Source organism: uncultured Corynebacterium sp. (genome assembly GCF_946998835.1).
GTDB lineage: Bacteria > Actinomycetota > Actinomycetes > Mycobacteriales > Mycobacteriaceae > Corynebacterium.
The window spans coordinates 70,392-93,842 of the sequence record NZ_CAMQAZ010000002.1; the positions used below are offsets into that span (position 1 = coordinate 70,392).

The 23,451-nt window shown below is 59.5% G+C and carries 21 protein-coding genes; 5 read left to right on the top strand and 16 right to left on the bottom strand.

The window, feature by feature from the left end; all coding sequences use genetic code 11:
- Window positions 1-61: 61 nt before the first annotated feature.
- The gene (locus tag Q0U90_RS01110; protein WP_297450375.1) at window positions 62-1,348 is read right to left on the bottom strand and encodes a hypothetical protein; all 1,287 of its coding nucleotides are present in this window, start codon (window positions 1,346-1,348) and stop codon (window positions 62-64) included.
- Between the two features lies 1 nt (window position 1,349).
- The gene (locus tag Q0U90_RS01115; RefSeq protein WP_297450378.1) at window positions 1,350-2,288 is read right to left on the bottom strand and encodes a Ppx/GppA phosphatase family protein; all 939 of its coding nucleotides are present in this window, start codon (window positions 2,286-2,288) and stop codon (window positions 1,350-1,352) included.
- A 34-nt stretch (window positions 2,289-2,322) separates the two neighbouring features.
- Here Q0U90_RS01115 and Q0U90_RS01120 point away from each other — a divergent pair, with 34 nt between their 5' ends.
- Entirely contained in the window at window positions 2,323-3,255 is a 933-nt protein-coding gene (locus tag Q0U90_RS01120) for a hypothetical protein (RefSeq protein WP_297450381.1), read from the top strand.
- A 77-nt stretch (window positions 3,256-3,332) separates the two neighbouring features.
- On the opposite strand, the gene Q0U90_RS01125 is transcribed toward Q0U90_RS01120, so the two are convergent.
- From Q0U90_RS01125 to mshA, 5 genes are all read right to left on the bottom strand, one after another.
- On the bottom strand, window positions 3,333-4,028 hold the full coding sequence (locus tag Q0U90_RS01125) for a response regulator transcription factor (RefSeq protein WP_297450383.1): 696 nt from the start codon (window positions 4,026-4,028) through the stop codon (window positions 3,333-3,335).
- Between the two features lie 3 nt (window positions 4,029-4,031).
- Window positions 4,032-5,339, bottom strand: a complete 1,308-nt coding sequence (locus tag Q0U90_RS01130; protein ID WP_297450385.1) for an ATP-binding protein — start codon at window positions 5,337-5,339, stop codon at window positions 4,032-4,034.
- 146 nt (window positions 5,340-5,485) lie between these two features.
- On the bottom strand, window positions 5,486-6,232 hold the full coding sequence (locus Q0U90_RS01135; protein WP_297450388.1) for a phosphoglyceromutase: 747 nt from the start codon (window positions 6,230-6,232) through the stop codon (window positions 5,486-5,488).
- Between the two features lie 71 nt (window positions 6,233-6,303).
- Window positions 6,304-6,789, bottom strand: coding sequence for a YbjN domain-containing protein (locus tag Q0U90_RS01140; RefSeq protein ID WP_297450391.1), 486 nt, complete (start codon window positions 6,787-6,789; stop codon window positions 6,304-6,306).
- 70 nt (window positions 6,790-6,859) lie between these two features.
- The gene (mshA, locus tag Q0U90_RS01145) at window positions 6,860-8,122 is read right to left on the bottom strand and encodes a D-inositol-3-phosphate glycosyltransferase (protein WP_297450561.1); all 1,263 of its coding nucleotides are present in this window, start codon (window positions 8,120-8,122) and stop codon (window positions 6,860-6,862) included.
- A 293-nt stretch (window positions 8,123-8,415) separates the two neighbouring features.
- Between mshA and Q0U90_RS01150 the strand changes: the two genes are divergently transcribed.
- Complete coding sequence (locus tag Q0U90_RS01150; RefSeq protein WP_297450394.1) at window positions 8,416-10,251, top strand: long-chain-fatty-acid--CoA ligase; 1,836 nt, start codon at window positions 8,416-8,418, stop codon at window positions 10,249-10,251.
- A gap of 327 nt (window positions 10,252-10,578) precedes the next feature.
- Here the strand turns inward: Q0U90_RS01150 and Q0U90_RS01155 are convergent, their stop codons facing one another.
- Window positions 10,579-11,754: a UDP-N-acetylmuramate dehydrogenase gene (locus Q0U90_RS01155; RefSeq protein ID WP_297450564.1), complete on the bottom strand. Its 1,176-nt coding sequence runs from the start codon at window positions 11,752-11,754 to the stop codon at window positions 10,579-10,581.
- Between the two features lie 85 nt (window positions 11,755-11,839).
- Here Q0U90_RS01155 and Q0U90_RS01160 point away from each other — a divergent pair, with 85 nt between their 5' ends.
- From Q0U90_RS01160 to purU, 3 genes are all read left to right on the top strand, one after another.
- Window positions 11,840-12,337 (top strand): DUF2505 domain-containing protein, encoded by a 498-nt coding sequence (locus Q0U90_RS01160; protein WP_297450397.1) that lies wholly within the window; start codon window positions 11,840-11,842, stop codon window positions 12,335-12,337.
- 162 nt (window positions 12,338-12,499) lie between these two features.
- Window positions 12,500-13,270: an LmeA family phospholipid-binding protein gene (locus tag Q0U90_RS01165; RefSeq protein WP_297450399.1), complete on the top strand. Its 771-nt coding sequence runs from the start codon at window positions 12,500-12,502 to the stop codon at window positions 13,268-13,270.
- Between the two features lie 17 nt (window positions 13,271-13,287).
- Complete coding sequence (gene purU / locus Q0U90_RS01170) at window positions 13,288-14,193, top strand: formyltetrahydrofolate deformylase (protein ID WP_297450401.1); 906 nt, start codon at window positions 13,288-13,290, stop codon at window positions 14,191-14,193.
- Between the two features lie 228 nt (window positions 14,194-14,421).
- Here the strand turns inward: purU and Q0U90_RS01175 are convergent, their stop codons facing one another.
- The 8 genes from Q0U90_RS01175 to Q0U90_RS01210 form a co-directional block, all read right to left on the bottom strand.
- Window positions 14,422-14,727, bottom strand: a complete 306-nt coding sequence (locus tag Q0U90_RS01175; protein WP_297450567.1) for a DUF2516 family protein — start codon at window positions 14,725-14,727, stop codon at window positions 14,422-14,424.
- Between the two features lie 124 nt (window positions 14,728-14,851).
- Window positions 14,852-16,201: a DUF445 family protein gene (locus tag Q0U90_RS01180; RefSeq protein WP_297450404.1), complete on the bottom strand. Its 1,350-nt coding sequence runs from the start codon at window positions 16,199-16,201 to the stop codon at window positions 14,852-14,854.
- Window positions 16,202-16,392: 191 nt separating this feature from the next.
- On the bottom strand, window positions 16,393-16,791 hold the full coding sequence (locus Q0U90_RS01185; protein WP_048759343.1) for a hypothetical protein: 399 nt from the start codon (window positions 16,789-16,791) through the stop codon (window positions 16,393-16,395).
- 40 nt (window positions 16,792-16,831) lie between these two features.
- Window positions 16,832-17,581: a succinate dehydrogenase/fumarate reductase iron-sulfur subunit gene (locus tag Q0U90_RS01190; protein WP_048759344.1), complete on the bottom strand. Its 750-nt coding sequence runs from the start codon at window positions 17,579-17,581 to the stop codon at window positions 16,832-16,834.
- On the bottom strand, window positions 17,581-19,599 hold the full coding sequence (locus Q0U90_RS01195; protein WP_297450411.1) for a fumarate reductase/succinate dehydrogenase flavoprotein subunit: 2,019 nt from the start codon (window positions 19,597-19,599) through the stop codon (window positions 17,581-17,583). Before Q0U90_RS01195 ends, Q0U90_RS01190 begins: the two co-directional genes overlap by 1 nt.
- A gap of 20 nt (window positions 19,600-19,619) precedes the next feature.
- Window positions 19,620-20,354 (bottom strand): succinate dehydrogenase cytochrome b subunit, encoded by a 735-nt coding sequence (locus Q0U90_RS01200; protein WP_297450413.1) that lies wholly within the window; start codon window positions 20,352-20,354, stop codon window positions 19,620-19,622.
- Between the two features lie 223 nt (window positions 20,355-20,577).
- Window positions 20,578-20,811 carry a hypothetical protein gene (locus Q0U90_RS01205; RefSeq protein WP_297450416.1) on the bottom strand — a complete coding sequence of 78 codons (234 nt, stop codon included), beginning with the start codon at window positions 20,809-20,811 and terminating at the stop codon, window positions 20,578-20,580.
- A gap of 23 nt (window positions 20,812-20,834) precedes the next feature.
- Window positions 20,835-23,450: a glycosyl hydrolase family 65 protein gene (locus tag Q0U90_RS01210; RefSeq protein ID WP_297450419.1), complete on the bottom strand. Its 2,616-nt coding sequence runs from the start codon at window positions 23,448-23,450 to the stop codon at window positions 20,835-20,837.
- Window position 23,451 lies beyond the last annotated feature (1 nt).

The following is a 23,451-nucleotide window of genomic DNA, read 5'->3' on the forward strand; positions in this document are numbered from 1 at the left end:
GGGGCCGGAAAAATTCGCTTTCCAACCCCTGCACCAGGTGATGTTTATTCTGTTGAGCTCACTACAACTGGAAAATAACCCAAGGACCAAATGTCAACGTCAAACCGACAAGTCCCGCGAGAATCGGTGTCAGCTTGTCCTTCTCACGGCGCACGTAGTTGGCCATGCCCGCAAAGCCGCCTGTGATAACCAGAGCCATGATGATCGTGACAACCTTCGGTAGCGACGACCACGCCATCGTAAAGCCCAGGAACACCAACGCCCCGACAATCAGGCCAACAAAGACCTGAATCAGCAGCAACGGCACCGACAGGGAGTTGTCCTCGGCATAGTCTCCGCGATCGGCAGCCTTCGCGGAACCGCCTTTCCGCTTTACGACGTCCCGAGGTTCCGGCTCAGTCTGGTCCGGGGCCACCTCAGCCGGCGCGGACTCAGGAACTACAGCGGTAGCCGCTGCCGCTTGAGGAGCCTCAGAGGTCTCGACCGCCTCGAAGGTGTCGGTGGCATCAAGAACTTCAGCTTCCTCTGGCTCTGCCACAGCGTCAGCCGATGTAACCTGCGGCATCTCCCGAGCCTGCTCTTCCTGAGCCTCCTCGCTGTCCGCCTCATCAGACTGCCCGACAACAGAGTGATCAGAATCGACTGTCGCGTCGCTAAAGTTCTCCTCAACAACCGGAATGGTCGCAGTCGGGCGATCGTCATAGGCGTTAGAGCCGGTCAAGACTGCACGAGCGACCGGACCTGGCTCACCAACCGTGCACGAATCATTGCTCATGTCGCGCAGTTCGGTGAAGGTGTAGGTGATTTCCGAACGCGCGGAGTTAACCATGACCGGACGAGGATTCATCGGGATTACCGACGGCACAGTTACAGCTGGTGGCTGCGAAGCTGGCGCGTCCTCTACCTCAGCCTCAGCAGTTTCAGGCTCCGCTTCAGCTTGAACCTCAGATTCCGACGAATCCGCATCCTCGGCAGCTACCTCCGACTCAGCAGCGTCCTCAGACTGGTCCTGCTGCTCCGGAGCTTCCGACTGTGCCTCGGTTACCTGTGCTTCTTCTGCTGCCTGCGCGTCTTCTGCTGTCTGTGCTTCTTCGGCTGCGCTGTTCTCAGCTTCGTCGGCAAGCAGATCGCTGGTTGTGGTCTGGTCATCCTCTGAATTAGACAGCGCATGAGCACCACGGCGCGGCTCATCGGCCTTTACACGAGGAATTGAGCCGGTGAGTTCCTGAACGGACACACCGCCTTCTTCAAGGCTGCGTCGACGGCGACGCCGTGGCAGTTCAGAGGTGGCTCCCTCCTTCTGCCGCCGCGCCAGCAGTTCGGCAACGGTGAGCTTTTCCTCGCTCATCTCAACCCTTTCCGTGTAGGTCGCTGTCCAGTCGTCGGAAGATAATGCCCTCGCGCAGAGCCCAAGGACAAATCTCAACCTTTTCTAATCCTAATGCTCGCATACTAGCCTCTGCGACGAGAGCACCTGCGACAATTTGGTGAGAACGATTCGCACTAACCCCCTCAAGCTCAGCGCGGTCAGCGGCCGTCATGCGGGAAATAAACGCAATCAGCTGGCGCAAACCGGCAGCAGTAAGGGTGCGCTTAACGCGCGGACCAGCAGCGGAAGGAGCTGCACCGGTGAGGCGAGCAAGCGTGCGGAAAGTCTTTGAGGTGGCAACAGCCAAGTCCGGTTCACCGAGCGTGCGCAAGTGACGGGCCGGCTCAGCGAGCTCAGCATCAATGTAATCGCGCAGCAAATCAATCTTCTTGCGCTCAGGCGGGTCGGTCTCAAACCACTCGTGGGTAAGACGACCTGCACCCAGCAGCAGCGAATATGCTGCCTCCGGATCCTCATCGGTACCCGACGTCAGCTCGAGGGAGCCGCCACCAATATCCAGGTTGATTAGACGACCAGCCGACCAGCCGTACCAGCGACGCACCGCCAAGAACGTCAGCCGAGCCTCATCCTCACCGGAGAGAATCTGCAGCTTAATACCGGTTTCCTTTTCGACGTGAGCAAGCACCTCGTCCGCATTCGTCGCATCTCGAACAGCCGAAGTAGCGAAGCTAATCATCTCTTCGCACTTCATCTGCTCAACCAATTCCTTGGATTCAGCAACGTAGCCCGTAAGCTTGTCAATACCCTTCTTGGACAGGTTATTGTCCTTATCCAGGTACTCGACCAGCTTCATCGTCGACTTGGAATCGCTCATCGGAGTCGGATGTCCGCCACGGCGGGCATCCACCATCACCAAGTGGACGGTATTACTACCTACGTCTAATACACCTAATCTCACTCTTAGTAGGTTAGACGGTCTACGGTGTATTGGTGTGAATCAACCCCACCCCCGTCCCGGCCGTGGACCGCAACCTTCCCCGGCGGAAGTCGCCTTTGACTTTCCCCGAGAGTGGTTCGAGTTCGCCCACCCAGAGGACCCAGAACACATCATCACCTGCGACCTAACCTGGTTGATGAGCTCCTATCAATGCGCTTTCGGCACCTCCGCCTGCCAGGGCATCGACTCCGCGAATGCGGATGTCGGATGCTGCGGTCATGGTGCCTTTATCACCGATGACGAAGACCGCGAGAGGGTTATTGACGTCGTAAAGCGAATGGAAGGCGACTCTGCAGAGCCCCAGTGGTGGCAGAATCGCCCCCGGCAGACGCTGAAGTGGCTCGCGACCTACGAGACCGACCCCGCCGAACCGCTGGAACCGTGGCTCGTGTGGGACGAGCTTGACGACGAAAACGGAGAGCCTGAGCCGGCTCTGAAAACGAAGGTCGTGAAGAATGCCTGCATCTTTGCCAACCGCGATGGATGGCGCAATGGTGCAGGCTGTGCCATTCATCAGTGGGCTATGGCCAACGACATTGACCCGGTGAAGGTCAAGCCGGATGTGTGCTGGCAAGTGCCGCTGCGTCGACTGGAAGACTGGGAAGAACGCCCAGATGGCCAGGAAATTCTGCGCACGACTATTACGGAATACGACCGACGTGCATGGGGCGATGGTGGCGAAGACTTCGAGTGGTACTGCACGGGTGCACCGGCCACCCATGCCGGCGGCGAGCCGATGTGGCGCACCCATAAGTCTGAGCTGGTCGAGCTCATCGGTGAAGAGTGCTATGAGATTCTGGCGGAGCACTGCCGGGCTCGTGAGGCAGCGGGCGCAGCCAAGGCCTTCGGACCGAGTGGCTACCCGCTACTGGCAATTCATCCGGCCACGCGGGCAGCGGCCGAGGGGATGTCCCCGGACGAGGCCTAATGTTGGACAAGGCCTAATGCCTAGCGTCGGAGCTTCATCCGACTGCTGGAAAAGACTGTCTGCAGCAGTTGGCTGCGCTAGTCCTCGAACTTGTAGCCCAAGCCGCGGACGGTGACCAGGAACTCCGGCGAGGAAGGATTGCGCTCAATCTTGGAGCGCAGGCGCTTGATGTGTACGTCCAGCGTCTTGGTGTCCCCGACGTAGTCAGAACCCCAGACGCGGTCGATGAGCTGGCCGCGGGTGAGCACACGTCCGCGGTTACGCAGCAGGTACTCCAGCAGGTCAAACTCCTTGAGTGGCATTGCGACCTCGTCACCGTCAACCGTGACAACGTGGCGCTCGACATCGAGCACGACCGGGCCGCCGCGCAAGACCTCCTCGTAGAGATCCTCGACATCGTCGGATTCTTCATGACGACCGCGGCGCAGCACAGCTCGGATACGAGCGATGAGCTCGCGGGAGGAATACGGCTTAGTCACATAGTCATCCGCACCGATTTCCAGGCCCACTACCTTGTCAATCTCAGTGTCACGTGCAGTGACCATGATGACCGGGACAGAGGACTTGAGGCGGATATTCTTACAGACCTCGGTGCCGCTCATTCCTGGCAACATGAGATCCAGCAGCACGATATCCGGTTCCGCCTTGGAGAATTCTGCAAGTGCCTCCTGACCGTCAGCGGCCATCCGCACCTCGAATCCCTCACGCTGCAGCAGAAATGCGAGTGGCTCCGCCAAAGCGGTCTCGTCTTCGACAATAAGTACCTCAGTCACGGATTACTTCATTCCTTCCTTGGAATCCTTGTTCCGGGAATCCTTATCCTTGCCACGGGTTTTGCCCGAGCCACGCTGCGCGTTTTTCTTAGCTGTAAGTTTACCCGCCGATGGGCTGTGTCCGATTGGCAAACTTGCCGACACATCATTGTTGTTCGGCGAAGATTCGTTGCTTTCCATCAACGGAAGCTCAATGGTGAAAGTCGATCCAGTGCCCAGTCGGCTCCATAGCTTGACCGTTCCCTTGTGGTTGGCTGCGACATGCTTGACAATTGCCAAGCCCAAGCCCGTGCCACCCGTCGCCCGCGAACGTGCCTTGTCCGCACGGAAGAAGCGCTCGAAGATGCGTTTCTGGTTCGCCTGCGAAATGCCAATACCGCGGTCGGTCACACGGATGGCGACAGTGTCATTGCCCTCCTTGACCGCAGTCACAGACACAGGCGTGGCTTCTGGCGAGTAGTTGATGGCATTGGAAATCAGGTTGGACACCGCAGTGATCAGCAGGCTGCGCTCACCTTCAACAACCAGGTCCGGCTCGCAATCGACGGTGATGTCAATACCCGCTTGCTCCGAGAGCATCTGGTTACGACGCACTGCACCCTGAACGACCTCTTCGACCTTCACCGGAGACATGTCGGGCAACGGTTCTGCGCCCTGCAACTTCGACAACGAGATGAGCTCGGTAATCATCGTCGACATCCGCTTGGCCTCTTGTGTCAGGCTCTCGCTGAAGTGACGCACAGCAACCGGATCGTCAGTGGCTTCATTCAATGCCTCGACCAACAGGCTGATGGCCCCCACCGGCGTCTTGAGCTCATGGGACACGTTGGCCACAAAGTCACGTCGTGCGTCCTCCATACGGGCCTGCTCAGAGACATCCGCCGCGTAAATCACTACAAAACGGTCATCCACCAGCGATAACGGAGTGAGTTGGCAGCGGACAATCGTGTCCGGCGCCCCCGCCCGGCGCGACGGCAACACCAGCGTCAGCTCCTGGTCCTCCTGGGAATCAAAGACCTTGACTGCAGCTTCCCAGCCCACGTCATTCAGTCGGCGCTCATAGACCAGCCCCAACTTGTGTGCCATGGAATTGGACAAAATCAAATCACGCGAGATGTCAACGACCACCACGCCCGTCGGCGACTTCTGAATAGCCAGGTGCATGACCTGAGCCATGGTGGATATTGAACTTTCCTCGTCGCTCTTCTGACGCCGAGCAGCGTTATAGGCACCCGAGACAACTCCGCCGAGAATCAGCACAGCTGCCATAACCGCAGCACCTAGTAGAGCAGCGATAATGATTTTTGACACGGGTCTTACCCTAAGTCCTTTTCACAGTCCGCGCGCGCCGAAAAATTATTGCGCTAGATAGCTTTAGATAGACCAACTCTAAATAAACCAAGGAGCACAGCCCCACTCGGCTGCGCCCCTTATCGGTCTATTCATCACCTACATATTTACTTGTTGCCCTGAGCGGCAACAGCAGCAGCACCTGCAGCTGCAGCTTCCGGATCCAGATAGGTGCCACCCGGGTTCTGAACCTTGCCCTCAGCATCGAAATCGTAGACCAGCGGAATACCAGTCGGAATATTCAGCGCGGCAATGTCCTCGTCCGAGATGTTGTCCAGGTGCTTGACCAGTGCACGCAGGGAGTTACCGTGAGCTGCCACCATGACAGTCTCACCGGCCTTCAGTCGCGGCAGGATTTCCTCTTCAAAGTAAGGGATGAAACGCTTGACGACGTCCAGGAGGCACTCCGTGCGCGGAACCTCATCCAGGTTGGCGTAGCGCGGATCATTAGCCTGCGAGAATTCGCTGTCATCCGACAGCTCCGGCGGCGGAGTGTCGTAGGAGCGACGCCAGGACATGAACTGGTCCTCGCCGTACTTCTCCTTGGTCTCTGCCTTGTTCAGCCCCTGCAGAGCACCGTAGTGGCGCTCATTCAGACGCCAGTCACGGATAACCGGAATCCACACCAGGTCAGCGGTATCCAAGGCAATGTGTGCGGTGTTAATAGCGCGACGCAGCAGCGAAGTGTAGAGAACCTGTGGCTTCAGGCCTGCCTCTACGAGCATCTCACCGGCACGTACTGCCTCAGCGCGGCCCTTGTCGGTCAGTGCAACGTCGACCCAGCCCGTGAACTGGTTGGATGCGTTCCACTCACTCTGGCCATGACGGACAAGAATCAGTTTTCCATTGCTCATACCCCCAATTGTGCCCCAAAACTAGAAAGCCCGCCGTCCGTTGCCCCGCTATGCGGGTTACTACCCCCGAACTACTCAACCATGTGGCGGAACTGCTCCAGATTGGCCAGGTTTTCTCCCCGATCGACGCGCCACTCCCATTCACGCTTAATTGCTGACGCAAAGCCGCGTTCGAGAATCTGGTTGAAGTCCCCATCGGCCGTCTCTAGCAGCTGACCGAGGAGGCGGTCGAGGTCATCGTCGGAAAGCTCGGCGGGCAGTTGGCCGACCAAATAGATGTCGCCTGCCGCGTCGATCGTGTATCCAATACCGAATAGACGACGGTTGCGCTGCAGCAACCACTTGTAGACGTCCTCGTGGTTTTCCTCCACCGCACGACAGACGAAGGCCTCGACGCGCAGAGAGTCCGGCGCGGGGATGAGACCGACGACAGTTTTGAGCTTCTTCTTGCCAGGCAGAACCACCACGACGGCATTGTCTGCGAGGCCATGCTCGACGCCGAGTCGTTCCAGCTGCTCACCGAGGGATTTCAGCTGTGCTTGAATGTCCGTGCTCATCGTGAATCATCTCCCTGTTTATGCAGCTTTATATGACTACGGCCCCCGGGTGCTGCTGAAGCTAATGAAGCTAGCGGGAACCGCCCGCGTCCCGGACGGAGCCAGGACAATTTTCCTTTTGGAGCTCTGTTCGATGATAGACATCGGCCAATCGATCCACGGTCTTTTGCCAGGAAAACTCCATGGAGTGCTCGCGTGCCTGCGTGGCCAACTTGATCCGTAGCTCGTCGTCCTGCACCAGGCGACCGAGGGCATCGGCCCAGGTTGCGGGCTCGTGGCCGTCGACAAGCAAACCGCTGACCCCATCGGCGACGGCGATGGACAGCCCTCCAACGTTTGCCGCGACGACGGGCGTACCAGTGGCCTGAGCCTCCATCGCCACCAACCCGAAAGTTTCGTTGTAACTAGGTACGGCAACGATGTCCGCAGCCTGATAGAGCTTCGCGAGATCCTGCGGCGGGCGCGGGGGCATGAATCGGACGAGGTGGGCGATACCCTCTTCCGCAGCGAGAGTGGTGAACTCGTCGGGCGCGTGCAGCCCCGAACCGGACAGGCCACCGCAGATAATCACGCGGACATTGGTGGCGGGATTGCGACGCACGAGCTCGCCGACGCCGCGCAGCAACACTTGCGGGCCCTTCAGCCGCTGCAGTCTACCGACGAACAAAATGACCTTGGTGTGCAACGGAATACCCAGTTCACGGCGAGACCGCTCCGTCGCGCGATCACTGCCCGGGGAAAAGAGCCCCACGTCCACCCCGGGGGGCACGACATCGATACGCCACGGGTCGGCGTCGTGGAGATCCGCCAGCTGCTCGGCCTCTGCATCGGTGTTGACGATGAGCCGGCACGCGTTGTCCACAATCTGCTGCTCACAAATACGTCGCGACTCCGGCTCCGGCTTATCCCCCTCAGCCAAATGGAGGTTCTTCACCGCCGCCAGCGTGTGCGCCGTATGCACAAACGGAATGTCCCGCAGATCCGACAACAACCAACCGACCTGCCCGGAAAGCCAATAGTGCGAGTGAATCAGGTCATATTCAATCCCCTGTTCCCGGGCGAATTCGATGACACCACCGGCGAAAGCTGGCATCTGCGTGGCCAGGTCCGACTTCTCCAGCCCCTCATAGGGACCAGCCACGATGTTGATGACGCGAAAGTTCTCGCTGACCTGGATAACCTGCCCATCGCTGGAGCGGGTGGCGCGAGTGAAAACATCCACCTTCACACCGCGTCGGGCGAGCTCCTCGCAGGTGCGCAGCACGTAGACGTTCATGCCACCTGCGTCACCGATGCCCGGTTGCTCCAGCGGCGAGGTATGCATGGAGATCATCGCGATGCGGTTCGGCCACGCCGAGGTGTTTGAGGTGGAGCTGGCGGTGGTGTTTGGGGTGGTGTTAGAAGTGGTGGCGGCTACGTCCGCCGTCGCCGATGAAAGTGTTTCGGTCATACTGCCTAGAGTGCCTATGCCGAGGGCAACCCCGCAAATGAGTACCTCAAATACTTGTATAAAATCCGGACGAAATAGTGCGACGTACGGCACAATAGGGGTCGATACCTACTACGTCGTAAGTTATTATCACCTCACGACACGGTCAGGTCACACGCAAAACCAAGGAGGACTCCATGGCCGATACAACCAGCTCGAGCGCTGAAAATAACTCTGCCCCAGCCAACGGTTCGGCACCCAACGCCGCTGTCACCAAGGCCTGGCTAGACCTGTATCCGGAATGGACTCCGCCCCACATTGACTACAACTTCGACACCCTGCTCGATGTCTACCGTCACACTCTGACCAACTACCCGCGCCGCAAGGCACTGACCTTTTTCGGCCGCTCCACCACGTACGCCGAGCTGGATGCCAAGGTTCGCAGCGTTGCTGCCGGTTTGCGTGCGCTCGGTGTGCGCAAGGGCGATCACGTCGCGCTGCTCATGCCGAACTGCCCTCAGCACGTCATCGCCTACTGGGCAGTTCTGCACCTCGGCGCTGTTGCAGTAGAGCACAACCCGCTCTACACCGCCCACGAGCTGCGCCACCCATTCAACGATCACGGCGCACGCTTCGCTATCTGCTGGGACAAGATTGTTCCCGTACTTGAGGACCTCCGCAGCAACACCCCGCTCGAGACCATCATCGCGGTCAACATGCTGCATGACCTGCCGTTTGCCATGCGCACTGCACTGTCCATCCCGCTGCCGAAGCTCCGCGCCGCCCGCGCTAAGCTGCACTCCTCCGCGCCGCAGGTCATGGGCTTTGACGCTTTGCTTCACGACGCCGTCGGCGGAGACGGTCACGACCTCCAGGCCGATGATTCCATCACTGCCGATGACACTGCGGTGATGATGTACACCTCCGGAACCACCGGCTCGCCGAAGGGCGCACAGCTGAGCCACCGCGGATTGGTCGCCAACATTCTGCAGGGCAAAGCCTGGGTGCCGGGCCTGGGCAAGGAGCGGGAAATCTCTCTCGGCATTCTGCCGATGTTCCACGCCTACGGCCTGACCATTGTCACCAACTTGTCCATGCTGATCGGCGCTGAGCTGGTACTGGTGCCGGCACCGGAGATTCCGCTGATCATGAAGGTGATGAAGAATAATCGCCCGACGTGGGTGCCCGGTGTGCCGACCCTCTACGAGAAGATTGTCGAAGCCGCCGAGCGCGATAATGTCGACCTCTCTGGTGTGAAGTTCGCCTTCTGTGGCGCTGCTACCCTGCCGGTTTCCCTTGTGCAGAAGTGGGAGAAGCTCACTGGCGGCCGCCTTGTCGAGGGCTACGGCCTCACCGAAACCTCACCAATCATCGTCGGCAACCCGATGGACGGCAACCGCCGCCCAGGCTACGTTGGCTTGCCATTCCCTGACACCGAGGTCGCCATCGTTGACCCCGATGATCCCACCAAGCTCTGCGCTGACGGCGAGGAGGGCGAGGTCATCGTCCGAGGCCCACAGGTTTTCGCTGGTTATCTCAACCTCCCGGAGGCAACGGAGAGCTCTTTCACCGATGGGCCTGCCGAGCTTCCCGCTGGCGATCGCTGGTACCGCACCGGGGATGTCGGCGTCATGGAGTCGGACGGCTTCATCAAGCTGGTTGCCCGCATCAAGGAGGTCATCATCACCGGTGGCTTCAATGTTTACCCGGCCGAGGTCGAGGAAGTACTGCTCTCCCACCCGGACATCACCGATGCCACGGTCGTCGGCCTGCCGAAGAGCGATGGTTCTGAAATGGTCGTAGCCGCCATCACTCTTGCTGACTACGCCCGACTGGATTCCGACGCCTACCGTGACCACTGCTACGACAACCTGACCCGATACAAGGTGCCGCGCGCATTCTTCCACCTGGAGGAACTGCCTCGCGACCAGATGGGCAAGGTCCGCCGCCGCGACGTCCGCGACGTGCTGCTGGAGCAGCTGGAGCAGAAGGGCCAGAGCGTGGATTCGCTCAACCACCGCAAGCACCATTAATTCACGGTGGTTTTATAGTTGGGATAGGGCTCAGGGCTCTGAGTAGTGCTGGCCCCTACCCCCAAAGAAAGTCGGCGCCCCGTGCACAGGCTCGCTCCCCCTGCAGACTTAGTGACCAGGTTTATGGCAAAAAACTGCAGGTAAATGCAATTCATGGGCCATAAACCTGGTCACTTTCTTCATCTCACCCTGGGGAGAGGACCCTGCCCTGAGAGAAGGCCTGGGAGCGCGAAACCAAGGACTACTCAGCGATTCCTCCAGCACCTTCAATCACGTCAGTCTCTCTAGTTCCCGCCAGCCGCCAGCCGCCGGTCGCCGGTCGCCAGCCTAATCAATACTCACGCCGACCCACACTGGCTCAGGCACCAGGGTCACGCCGAATGCCTTTTCCACACCAGCGCGCACATCACGCGCTAAAGCCACCAAGTCAGCGGCAGTCGTAGCCGTACCGTCGCCGGACTCCCCGCGGTTGGTCAGAGCGAGAGTGTGCTTAGTCGACAGTCGCGCGGGCGCACCCTCACCGGGGTAGCCCTTGGGGAACCCGGCGCGCTCGATAAGCCACGCCGCCGAGAGCTTCACAGATCCCTCGTGACCAGGGCCAGCGGGGAATGCGGGCATACTCGCGGCCTCGTCCGCCCCACGCAGCGCGGCGACCTTTGCACGTACGGCCTCCACCGAGCTCTCCGGAATAATCGGGTTGGTAAAGAAAGAACCCGCCGACCAGGTATCGCGGTCAGCATCATCGAGGACCATACCTTTGCCCCGGCGCAGCTCAAGCACCTTTTCGCGCACCAGGTCAGCCGGCCTGCGAATCTCACCGGCCGCAGCCTCGGCCTCATCAACACCCAGGCGCCGCGCCAGTTCGCCATAGCGAAGTGGCGCGGACATACCATCTACACTGAGCTCGAACCGCACGGCCAGCACCACTGCCCGTGCGGTGAACTTCAGGTTCGAATAGCGGTAAGAAAGGTCGAGAGACTCCGGTTCCACCCAGTCGACTGAGCCAGTCGCGCGGTCGTAAAGCTGCACCGCGTCCAGGACCTGCGATACCTCAGCGCCGTATGCGCCCACGTTTTGCACCGGAGTGGCTCCCGCCGACCCCGGAATACCCGACAGGCACTCTAGACCGCCGAAACCGGCATCGACACTCATCTCCACGACCTCATCCCAGACCGCACCGGCCTCGGCCTCCACAATCGCCGAGACCGACTCCAGCCCGTGCCCGCGGGTACTCATGGTCACATTGTCGGCCTCGATTACCACGGCCACCAGCGGATCGAGCTCATCGGCCACCACCAGGTTGGATCCGCCTCCCACGATGAGGAGGGGCACGTCAGCGTCGTCAAGCGTGCGAACGACATCTACCACGGCATCCGTCGTACTGCACCGGGCAACCGCGCGTGGCACCCCGCCGAGGCGCAGCGTCGTCAGATCCGAGAAAGCGGTATGCGTGCTGAGCTCCACGCCCTCCAGCTCCGCAAGCCCGTTGATGGCTTCTTCCATGTCGGAGGTCAGGTGAATTAGATTCGGCGATTGGTCGAGATTTTCCACGCCCCTAGCGTAGTGCAAATTACGTATCATCAAGCGCATGACTACGACTAACACGCACACCGTCAACTTCGACCAGCCGATTGAGAAGGTTTACGAGGCCCTCACCGACGCAGGTTTCTGGGAGAAGGTCGCAAACCGTTTCTCGGTAGCGGACGGCAAGGTGGAGAAGTTCGAGACCACTGACGCTGGCACGACCGTCGTGATTCGCCAGACCGTCGCCGCAGACAAGGTTCCGGCGCAGGCGCAGAAGTTCGTCAAGTCCGGGGTCGGCATGACGCGCACGTTTGTCATCAGCCCGCTTACTGACGACGGCGCAACCTCCACCGTGACCACAGAAACATCGGGCGTACCGGCATCCTTCAGTGCGTCGCAGAAGCTCACCGCGCAGGGCGAAGGTGCAGTGTTGACCACCACTTCCGAGTTCGCAATCAAGGTGCCGCTGGTCGGCGGAAAGCTCGAGGAAAAGGCAGCTCCGTACCTGGAACGCGTCCTCAATGCCGAGACCGCGGTGCTGGCGGATTACGTCGCTAAGTAGCCCAAGTAGCCCAAGTAGGCGGCGCATGCCGTTTGCTGGGCTTTCTGGGCTCGCCGGGTTTGCTGGGCTTTCTGGGCTCGCCGGGTTTCCTGGAATCGCGCGCGGCTACCGGAGCAGGGAAAGTGGTAGCGACGGGGCCGTCGTTAAGCAAGACTGGGAACCATGAGTTCTTCCAACCGCTCGTCGAGCGTCAAAGTCCTGCCCACCGTCCTCGGTGTCATCATCGTGGTGGCACTCATTGCGATTGCCGGTGAAATCGGCGTTCGGATGATTGTGAGCAAGGAGATCTCCGACGGCTACCGCACGTCCGCCGAAGAGCGCGGTGTGACCGTGACCGAGGACCCGAGCGTTTCCTTCGGTGCCCGCCCGATGCTGCTCGCATTGGCAACGAAGTCCGTACCTGCAATGGACTTGATTACTCCGGAAACGCTGGAGGTCAAGAACCCAGAGGCACTAGCTGGCAAGCCGGAAATCAACGGCGACCCGACGGCGGAAGTGCACTTGGAAAATGTGGACCTGACCAATCGTGCGGATCCGACTGCAGAGTCACTGCGAATTGATGTCACGATTCCGCCTCAGTTGCTGCAGGCGCTGATTAACCAGGAAAGCGGTGTGCGTGCCTCCACACTCACGCCACTACCGGAAGAAGGCTTGTTCAACATCGAGTTTTCCTCCGGAATTGCGACCTCCAAGTTCCGCCCGATACCCAACGGCGGCCACATCGAAATCAACTTGGAGGGCGGATCTGTCCTCGGTTTGAACCTCGACGGCCTGGCCAGGTGGCTCGGGGAAGCCAGCGGCACCCTACTGAGCTACGAGATTGGCCATGGCATGCAGGTGGAGGAAGCACATGTCACCGGGGAGGGGCTGGCGCTGACGCTGACGGGCGCAAATCTGCCTTTGTCGACCGTGAGCGAACTTACCTTTAGCTAGCAGGTAAGATACCGAGAATGACTCGCTCTCTCATCACCGCAAATAGCGGTACTCCCACCGAGCGCCAGTACATCTTCTCGCTCGGCTGTCCAGACCGTACCGGTATCGTCTCCACCCTGTCGACATTCCTGTCCGACATCGGTGCGTGGATTACCGAGGCGGACTTCTTCTCCGACCCGGAGACCGGATGGTTTTTCACTCGCCAGGCTGTTCGCGCCGACGAGCTCGACCTGACTGTAGAGGAGCTGCGCGAGAAGTTCGCTGAGCTCGTCGCCGATTGGGGCCCCGAGGTCCGTTGGAAGGTCACCGACAACGCGGTTCCGAAGCGCGCTGTCATCCTCGTGACCAAGGAGGGCCACTGCCTGCAGGATCTGCTCGGTCGCGTCGCACAGTCCGATTACCCCATGGAAATCGCCGCAGTAGTCGGTAACCACCGGGATCTTGAGCCACTGGTCGCGGCGTATGACATTCCTTTTCACCACGTGCCCTTCCCCAAGGATGCCGTCGGCAAGCGCAAGGCCTTCGATGAGGTCGCAGAAATCGTCGATGCCGAGAACCCGGATGCCATCGTGCTCGCTCGATTCATGCAGATTCTGCCGCCGGATCTGTGCGAAAAGTGGGAAGGCCGCGCTATCAACATCCACCACAGCTTCCTGCCGTCGTTCATGGGTGCGCGCCCGTACCTGCAGGCTTATCGACGTGGTGTGAAGCTCATCGGTGCCACCTGCCACTACGCCACTGAGGACCTCGACGACGGCCCGATTATCGAGCAGGACGTCATGCGTGTCTCCCACAAGTACACTGCTGCGGACATGCAGCGTGAGGGCCGTGATGCGGAGAAGCAGGTCCTCGCCCGCGGTCTGCGTTGGCATCTGGAGGACCGAGTGCAGGTCTACGGCAACCGCACTGTGGTGTTCCAGTAGGTGTCTGTGGTGATTCAGTAGGTTTTTGGGGGCCAGACTTGGTCCACAAGGCCGGTCGGGTCTACACGCCTATGAAGCCGGTCCCGGCCTACGCCACAAAGAAAGTGTGCGCGCTTATGGCAGTTTCTGGGTGAAAAACCCAGTTGTTTTGCCATAAGCGCGCACACTTTCTCGGCTTTACGGGCTAATACTCGCCCTTAACCGCCTGAGACTAATACCCGCCCGAGGTTAGTATCCGCCCTGGGCGTTAGACAGGATGTCCTTAATCTGCGGGCGAACATCGAGCCAGTAAATGCCAGTGATAACCAGCCCGGCAATCAGCGGGATACCCAGCATTGCCCAGCCAATCCACGGCAACAGCAGAAAGATAGCTGAGCCAACCAGCATACCAGCCCACACGTTTCGGCTCTTTCGATCTGCAGCGTCAAAGGCATCCGCGCGGGTAGTGATAACGAGAACTGCACCAATCAGCGCCATGATGCCGATAAGGAATGGGATAGCAAACTGAAACACAATGTCCACATAGACGGAAATCGCCAACAGCGGTGAATCCGTGAAGCTGGGCAATGATGGGAACACCGGGGGAACAACTCCTTTAACAGGGACGCATTACTTTTTACATGCTAACGCACACGGGCAACGGTGCCGGGGTGCGCGGTTAAATAACTCCGAATACCAAGGTCGACAGGGTGTAGATAGCCAAACCGGCCAATGAGCCCACAACCGTACCGTTGACGCGAATGAACTGCAGGTCACGGCCAACCATCAGCTCAATCTTGTCGGAAGCCTCGTCGGCATCCCAACGCTCAACGGTCTCGGAAATAATCGAGGTAATCTCGCCCGCGTAGTTCTCCGCGATGAAGACGACAGCTGCTTCCAGACGGCGGTCCATTCGCTTGCGCAACTCGGGATCAGACTGGACCCGCTCGCCGTAGCGGGCGGCCGTTTCCGAGACCTTTCGACGGAGCAGGGAGTCTGGGTCGCGGGCGGCGTCGACAAGCTTGGCGGACGTGGATGCCCAAATCTTCGCCGGTGCCTGCGTGACTGCGGCGGACGAAAGAATATCGGTCTTGAGCTCTTCGACCTTGGCGATGGTCTTCTCGTCGTTCTGGAGGTCATTGGCGAGCTGCGTGAGGAAACGGTGGAGCGCCAGACGGGCATCGTGCTTTGGATCGTGTTGCACTTGCCAGGTCCAGTCGACCAGCTCGCGATAGACCTTGTCGCCGATGAGGTCGTTGACAAAACTCGGGGCCCAGGAAGGGGCTCGCTCTCCGACAAGACGGTCGATAAGGTTCTGCGAGCCCAGGGACTTCCGGTGCAACCACTCGGTCATCTGCTGGACGACGGGCTCAGTACGCCCCTCTTCGATGAGCTGCTCCAGAACCTTACCCGCCGGCGGCCCCCACTCCGGGGCTGCGACTTCGTCAATAACCGCAGCCTTCAGCACGGCAGCGGCATCGTCGGGATCGATGGCCTCCAGCACGTTCCCGGTGAACTTACCAACCTCCGCCGAAACCTTGTCAGCGTTTCCTGGAGCGACCAGCCATTCGCCAATACGCTCAGGGATTTCGGCCTTGCGCACCTTGTCCACAATGAGCGTTGGGTTCAGGAAGTTGTCACCGACGAACTGCGCCAGAGACTCACCAACCTGATCCTTCTTGCGACGAACGATGGCCGTGTGTGGAATGGGTATCCCGAGCGGATGGCGGAATAGAGCGACAACCGCGAACCAGTCAGCGAGAGCGCCAACCATACCGGCCTCAGACGCTGCACGGACGTAGCCAACCCATGCTGGCACGACTTCTCCTGCGGCCAAGTGCGAAGATTCAATGCCGCGGCAGGTGAAGTACACGGCGGTTGCGATGACCAGCAGCATCGTAGCGAAGGCCTTGGCCTTGCGCAGTTGTGCTCGCTTTTCCGCTTCGACCTCTGGTGATGGCCCGGGCACATCGAGACGGCTAGAGGCCGAATCGGCAGCTACCGGAAGCTTGGCAGCGTTGTTATCCATGTGTATAGATTAGGCACCGAAAACGCGAAAATGCCACCGCGCCGCAGTGCGCTGATGGTGAGGGAGGTACATAGGAGTACTTCCCCACCCCAGCGGACCGTGCGCGATGGCATCAGCTGTGGAGGTGCTAGTTCAAAAGGCTAGCGCTGCAACCGCCTAGAGGCGAGCCCCCTTTAAAAAGGGGCAAGCCTTTAGTGGTGAGTGCCGAATTCCTTTCGGTAGGCCTTGTAGTCACGACGACCGATGGAGATGCAGGCAACACCCGCGATAACCATGATCAGTCCAACTACCAGGCCAGCCCACATGAATACGCTGCCGTCGAAGTTCCAACCACCGGTGTAGTCGGTGTAGCTGGCGGCATCCTTAGCCAGGAAACCGTTGCTGTGAGAGGCAGCAGTCTGGTCGGCAAAAATGGTCGTTGCGAGACCGAAAATGAAGGTACCCCAGGCCGCCAGGGAGGCGAGCATGAGACCCATGCCAATCCAGGTAATGCTCTTGTGGAGCGAGGAGTACTCAGCATTCATGCTCTGAGGCACGTAACCGTCGACGAAGTGCTCTTCGCCCTGGTAACGCTTGACTGCATTCGCCATAATCTATGTCCCTTCTGGAAAACTCTAATTGAGAAAGAGTTTAGTCGTCCTTACCGCGGAAGAACGAACGAGCTCGTTCCTTGGTAACGGCGGCAACCGCAGTCAGCGGGATACCTGCCGGGCAGACGTCTGCACATTCACCATAGAGGGAGCACGGACCGAAGGTACCTTCGACCTCGTCAACCATCTTGCGGGCGCGCTTGCCACGCTCTTCCTTGCCCATCGGGACCAGGGAGAGGTGAACCAGCTTTGCGCCGGTGAACAGGTGAGCAGCACCGTTCGGGCAGGCTGCGACACAAGCACCACAGCCGATGCAGGCTGCGTGGTCAAGTGCGAACTCAGCGGTCTCGTGGTTCAGGTGCAGGGTATCTGCATCCGGAGCGGTACCAGCGTTGATGGAGACGTAGCCACCCTGCTCGAGGACGCGATCCAGAGCGGAGCGGTCAACGACCATGTCCTTGATGACCGGGTATGCGGCGGAGCGCATCGGCTCGATCTTCAGGGTGTCACCATCACTGAACTGGTGCAGACGCTGCTGACAGGTCGGGGTGTTCTGGCCCGGGCCGTGCGGACGACCGTTGACGTTCAGGCCACAGGTACCACAGATACCCTCACGGCAGTCAGATGCGAACGCGAACGGCTCCTTGCCGGACTCGACGTACTTGGAGTTGACGTGGTCAAGCAGCTCCAGAATCGACATCTCTGCGACGGCGTCGTCAACGTCAACGGATTCAAAGTGTCCCTCGACGTTTGGACCTGCTTGGCGCCAGATTTCAAGGTGCAGTTTCATTACTTGTAGTTCCTTGTCATGAGCGGGACGGCTTCGAAGGTGAGCGGCTCGGCGTGGCGAATGTATTCGTAACCGGTCTGATCCCATGCAGGACCGTTGTTGCCTCGCTCCCATGCGGAAACGAAGCACCAGTTAGCGTCATCGCGCTCTGCTTCACCGTCTTCGGAGATGTGGTCATCGCGGTAGTGAGCACCACAGGACTCATCGCGGTCGAGGGCGTCGACACACATGAGCTCACCGAGGTCGATGTAGTCAGCAACGCGGTTAGCGTACTCGAGCTGCTGGTTCATCTCGTTCGGCTCACCCGGGATGAACAGGTCAGACCAGAATGCCTTACGCAGTTCACGGATTTCCTTGATACCGCGAGCCAGGTCTTCCTTGTTGCGGGCCACACCACAGTCGCGGTAGAGAATCTCACCAAGCTGGCGGTGGAAGTACTCTGCGCCGTGGTTACCCTGGATGCTCATCAGCTTGTCCAGGCGAGCCTGAGCGCGGTTGAGAGCTTCCTTGGCCTCCGGGGCATCCTCAGCCAGGCGGTCAGTGCCGAGCAGTGGGCCGAGGTAGTTCGGAATGGTGAACGGCAGGGTGAACCAACCGTCGACCGAACCGGACAGCAGGGAGTTTGCGCCCAGACGGTTTGCACCGTGGTAGGTCCAGGATGCCTCGCCACCGGTGAACAGACCCGGGATGGAGGTCATCTGGTTGAAGTCGGACCACAGGCCACCCATGGTGAAGTGACAGGTCGGAGCAATACGCATCGGAACCTTGTACGGGTCCTCACCGATTGCCTCTTCGTACATCTGGATCAGGTTGGAGTAGCGTTCCTTGATGACCGGCTGGCCCAGGCGCTCAATTGCGTCACGCAGATCCAGGTAGACGGAGTTCTTCAGCGGGCCAACACCGTAGCCGGCGTTAATCTGCTGAGAGTTGGCACGGGAAGCGACGTCACGCGGGACGAGGTTACCGAATGCCGGGTAGCGACGCTCCAGGAAGTAGTCGCGCTCGTCCTCCGGAATGTCGTTGGCCGGGCGCTCGTCGCCCTTCTTCTTAGGGGTCCAAATACGTGCGTCGTTACGCAGGGACTCGGACATCAGAATGGTCTTCGACTGCCAGTGCGCATTGACCGGAAGGCCGGTCGGGTGGAACTGGATGAAGGACGGGGATGCGAAGTATGCACCCTGGTCGTATGCACGCATGATGGCCGAAGCGTTGGAGTTCTTCGCCAGCGTGGACATGTGGTAGACGTTGCCGTAACCGCCGGTAGCCAGGATAACTGCGTGAGCAGTGTGAATGGTCAGCTCACCGTTGATGAGGTTACGCATGATGGCACCCTGGCAACGGCCGTCAGCGACGATGATGTCAACCAGCTCGTTGTGGGTGAAGATCTCGACGTTGCCAAGACCAATCTGGCGCTGCAGAGCCGAGGTAGTCGACAGCTGCAGCTGCTGACCTGTCTGTCCACGGGTGTAGTAAGTACGGGAAACCTGCACACCACCGAAGGAACGGGTTGCCAGGGTACCGCCGTACTCGCGAGCGAACGGAGCACCAATTGCGTTCAGGTGGTCGATGACGCGGACGGACTCGACAGCCAGACGCCAGCAGTCGTTCTCACGGCAGCGGTAGTCGCCGCCCTTGACGGTGTCCTTGACGTGGCGGTATGCGCCGTCGTTGTCGACCTTCTTACCGCGGGCGGAGTTGACGCCACCCTGTGCAGCAATGGAGTGCGCACGGCGCGGAGCGTCGTGGTAGGTGAAGACCTTCACGTCATAGCCGAGCTCACCGAGAGCGGCGGCGGCAGCGCCGCCAGCCAGGCCGGTACCGACGACCATGACGCGGAACTTACGACGGTTCAGCGGCGAGACCAGGTTGGCGTGATCCTTCTGGTACTGCCAGTGGTCCTTCATGGAGACCTTGTCGCCCGGGGAGTTATCGGTCAGAACCTTGCCGATCTTGACCCCGTCGACAACGCTTTCCGGCGCGCGGAAGTCCGCAGCGGCGGTTGCTTCAGTGTTAGTCATTGTAAATTTTCCTCCTCGACCTACAACGCGACGAGCACGTAAACGGGGATGATGATGTTGCCGACAACAACCAGCAGCGGCAGCAGGCCGGACAGGAACAGGAGAACCTTGCGCCAGCGCTTACCCGTGATACCGAGGTCGGAAGTAGCGGTCCACAGACCGTGGGACAGGTGCATCAGCAGAGCGAGCTGAGCAATGATGTACCAAGCAACAACACCCGGACGGGAGAAGGATGCAACCACGTTCTGGTATGCCGCACCATGCTCGAACGAAGCCGGAGCAACACCAGCACCGATGGTCAGATCCAGCAGGTGGAAAATGATGAAGGCCAGCAGCACAATGCCGGTAATCACCATCGAGCGTGCAGTAAAGGTGTTCCAGCTGGACACCATGCCCTCACGACGGAACTTGCCGCGGGACTGCTTGGCACGCTTTGCCAGCGTGATACCACCGAAAACGTGCAGGACAATAGCTACCAGCAGGACAATGCGGAAGACCCACAGAATGCCCTCATCCGGGATTGCCGGAGCACCAACAGTGCGCAGGAAGGTCGCGTATGCGTTGAAGTCTTCCTCGCCAGCGAAAATCTTCAGGTTACCCAGCATGTGGACAATCACGAAGAGGCCAAACAGCACGCCAGTGACGGCCATGGTCAGCTTCAGAGCCCATGAAGGGTATTTAGGCTGCTCGCGCAGCGGTTCTACATTAATTTTGCCGTGCGCGATTGCGTCACGGTTTGAACTTTTAACAGTCATGGCACCTCCAGTGTCATATTCACTCTAAAGTCACTCAGCGCCTGGTAAACATTTTTCCCCCTTTTGGGTGGGGATTTTCACAGGTTACCTAGGTCTTTTCTCTGCCTTTTCTCAGGTTATCGCATTTCCGCCATTTCTGACGTCGTCACTGCATACAGGCTCTCTCCCGCCACAAAAACGCCCCTACCCCGATGTTTACCGTTTTCCGACCCACCCAAAATGGTTAATAACGCAACATAAATAGCACGAAAATAAAAAACCGCCCACCTTTCTCAGGTGAGCGGTAAAAATTCTCAACAAATATGTTGCGAAATTCGCTATTTTCACCCCTACCGAGTTTTTCCAATTGGGCAACCTCCAGAAGCAAGCCCGGGACGATCAATAGGGGCAAGCTGACGGTAATCCCGGAGCGCCCAAAGAAAACGGACATACCCGGCAAGCGCCCCTCATCGAGCATCGTTTACAGCCGAATAGGCCCGATTAATCCTCGCTCTGGTCCGCGTGCGCCATCACTACGGTCAACGGCTCCGGCCCAATGATCACCTCATGGCCCGCAACCATGATTGGCCCAACCTGGTGGTCGTCCTCCTCCAGGACAACTTCCACTGTGCGGCCACGTACCGTCACCCGGATACGGCAGCCACGAATGGTGACTCGGTAGGTCAGGCCGCTCCAGTCCTCCGGCAGTCGCGGGTCAATGCTGTAGCGACCATCGTGGTCACGGAAACCACCGAAGCCGTAGACCAGGGATTGCCACACACCACCGGCAGAAGCGACGTGAACACCATCGGCAGCGTTACCGTGCAGGTTCGCCAAGTCCACATAGAGCCCGCGCAGGAAGAAGTCCATCGCCTGCTCCTGCAAGCCCAACTCGGCCGCAACGATGGACTGCACAACGGCGGACAGCGAGGAATCACCAGTGGTGAGTGGATCGTAATACATGTAGTCTGCGCGCTTTTGTTCCGTCGTAAAGCGATTGCCCATGAGGAACAGGGCGAGGACGACGTCCGCCTGCTTAATGACCTGGTGACGATAAATCGTCAGCGGGTGATAGTGCAGCAGCAGCGGGCGCAGAGGACCAACCTCAGGATCGTCGAGATTCCAACGCTTACGCAGCAGGAACTGATCATCCTGCGGATGAATGCCGAGCTTCTCATCGAACGGGATGTACATCGCATCAGCTGCCTGCTCCCACTCTTCGACCTCGCGCTCGGTGAGATCGAAGCGGTTGGTCAATTCGCGGTAGGCGGCGGGGCGATCGCGCTTCATCTGCTTGACGACGTCCGCCGCAACCCGCAGGTTATACTGCGCCATCACGTTGGTGTACAGGTTGTTGTTCACCACCGTGTTGTACTCATCTGGGCCGGTGACGCTGTGAATCTGGAATTCCCGATGTTCGGCATCGAAGAATCCCAGCGACATCCAAAACCTGGCCGTGCCGAGCAGCAAGTCCGTGCCTTCCTTGAGCAGGAACTCCTCGTCACCGGAGGCATAGACGTACTTCATCATCGCGAACACGATGTCGGCATCGATGTGGTACTGCGCCGTGCCGGCCTCAAAGTAGGCCGAGGACTCCTGACCATTGATGGTGCGCCAAGGGAAGAGGGCACCGTCGTGCGCCAGTTCGTCGGCACGCGCCCACGCGGCTTCGAGCATGTCCCAGCGGAAACGCATGGCATTGCGGGAAAACTGCGGCGACGTATAGGTAAGGAATGGGGTCACATAGATTTCCGTGTCCCAGAAGTAGTGGCCGCCGTAGCCGGTACCGGTCATACCCTTGGCCGGGATGCCCTGGAATTCGGCGCGAGCGGCGGCCTGGATAATCTGCCAGATGTTCCAGCGCACTGCCTGCTGAATCTCCGGCTGGTTGTAGATGACGACGTCGGAGCGCTCCCAGAAGCGTTCGAGCCACTCCTCCTGGTTCTCCATCAGGCCCAGCATGCCGATACGACCGACGCGGTTCAGCGTGCGCTCACAGCGGAATGCCAACTCTTCGGCGCGCACCTTGCGGGAGGAGTGGTAGGACACCAGCTTCTCCAGGCGGATGACGGTTCCGACAGGCGCATCCAGGTTGAACAGGGCGCTGGCCACATCCGGCTCGGTCGATTGCGAAACCTCCACGAACGGTTCGGTGCCGTCGGGAGTGCGGACAGTAAAGGTGTGGTCCATGGAGGTGGCCACAGTCATACCGGAGTTTGCGCAGCGATAGCCCAGTGTCGAGCGCTGCCCATGCGCCGATTCCGACTGAAATGCCGGAATGAGAACGCGGTCTTCCAGCGCCTCGGCGCGACGGGGATCCAGTTCGGTGCCCTGTGCCTTGGCCGCGTCGTGGTACTCGTCCTCGCCGTCCTGTCGGTTGAGGATCTGCGAGTTAATCATCACCGCAGCATCCGCGTCCAGCAGTTCGACTTCCAGGCTCATCGCGGCGACGTGCTTTTCCTGGAAGGACACCATGCGCTCGGAGGTGACACGGACGTGCTTGCCACCCGGGGTGCGCCAAATGAACCGACGACGCAACACACCTTCGCGGAAGTCCAGGCTACGTTCGTAGTCGCTGACCTCAGCGTTACCGAGGCGCAGGGGCTCGTCGTCAATATAGAGACGCATTGCCTTGGCATCCGGAGCGTTGGCAATCGTCTGCCCCTGGCGGGCTAAGCCGTAGGCGTCCTCGGCGTGCCTAATGGGCCATGTCTCATGCAGACCGTTGATATACGTGCCGTGTTCACTGGAGTCACGGCCCTCCGGCGGGTTGCCACGCATGCCGATGTACCCGTTCGACAGCGCAAACAGCGTCTCGCCCAAACCGAGCGGGAGGCCGTTCGGCTTCGTCTCAATCAAACGCCACTCATCGACCGGAGTGATGTCTCGGTCCATGAGTCCCTCGGCATTCACCAGGTGGTGGTGCTTATCCGCACGACCCGCCGGGAAGTTGCGACGCTGCTTCCGACGAACTGGAGACACCATCTCCTCCTGCTTTTCAGCCTGTTCGGTCTCCTCGTCATGTCCCCGTCCCTGCGGAATCACACGCTCGGTCTCGTCGACTGCTGCTGTGGTCGAATCTTTGGCCATGATGCCTTCCGGTTTTGTCTCAGCCATT

Excerpts from the sequence above, each read along its gene's own strand:
- Q0U90_RS01110 (WP_297450375.1), bottom strand. The coding sequence starts at position 1,348 with ATGAGCGAGGAAAAGCTCACCGTTGCCGAACTGCTGGCGCGGCGGCAG.
- Q0U90_RS01135 (WP_297450388.1), bottom strand. The coding sequence starts at position 6,232 with ATGAGCAATGGAAAACTGATTCTTGTCCGTCATGGCCAGAGTGAGTGG.
- Q0U90_RS01140 (WP_297450391.1), bottom strand. The coding sequence starts at position 6,789 with ATGAGCACGGACATTCAAGCACAGCTGAAATCCCTCGGTGAGCAGCTG.
- mshA (WP_297450561.1), bottom strand. The coding sequence starts at position 8,122 with ATGATCTCCATGCATACCTCGCCGCTGGAGCAACCGGGCATCGGTGAC.
- Q0U90_RS01150 (WP_297450394.1), top strand. The coding sequence starts at position 8,416 with ATGGCCGATACAACCAGCTCGAGCGCTGAAAATAACTCTGCCCCAGCC.
- Q0U90_RS01155 (WP_297450564.1), bottom strand. The coding sequence starts at position 11,754 with ATGGAAGAAGCCATCAACGGGCTTGCGGAGCTGGAGGGCGTGGAGCTC.
- Q0U90_RS01160 (WP_297450397.1), top strand. The coding sequence starts at position 11,840 with ATGACTACGACTAACACGCACACCGTCAACTTCGACCAGCCGATTGAG.
- Q0U90_RS01165 (WP_297450399.1), top strand. The coding sequence starts at position 12,500 with ATGAGTTCTTCCAACCGCTCGTCGAGCGTCAAAGTCCTGCCCACCGTC.
- purU (WP_297450401.1), top strand. The coding sequence starts at position 13,288 with ATGACTCGCTCTCTCATCACCGCAAATAGCGGTACTCCCACCGAGCGC.
- Q0U90_RS01180 (WP_297450404.1), bottom strand. The coding sequence starts at position 16,201 with ATGGATAACAACGCTGCCAAGCTTCCGGTAGCTGCCGATTCGGCCTCT.
- Q0U90_RS01185 (WP_048759343.1), bottom strand. The coding sequence starts at position 16,791 with ATGGCGAATGCAGTCAAGCGTTACCAGGGCGAAGAGCACTTCGTCGAC.
- Q0U90_RS01190 (WP_048759344.1), bottom strand. The coding sequence starts at position 17,581 with ATGAAACTGCACCTTGAAATCTGGCGCCAAGCAGGTCCAAACGTCGAG.
- Q0U90_RS01195 (WP_297450411.1), bottom strand. The coding sequence starts at position 19,599 with ATGACTAACACTGAAGCAACCGCCGCTGCGGACTTCCGCGCGCCGGAA.
- Q0U90_RS01200 (WP_297450413.1), bottom strand. The coding sequence starts at position 20,354 with ATGACTGTTAAAAGTTCAAACCGTGACGCAATCGCGCACGGCAAAATT.
- Q0U90_RS01205 (WP_297450416.1), bottom strand. The coding sequence starts at position 20,811 with ATGCTCGATGAGGGGCGCTTGCCGGGTATGTCCGTTTTCTTTGGGCGC.
- Q0U90_RS01210 (WP_297450419.1), bottom strand. The coding sequence starts at position 23,450 with ATGGCTGAGACAAAACCGGAAGGCATCATGGCCAAAGATTCGACCACA.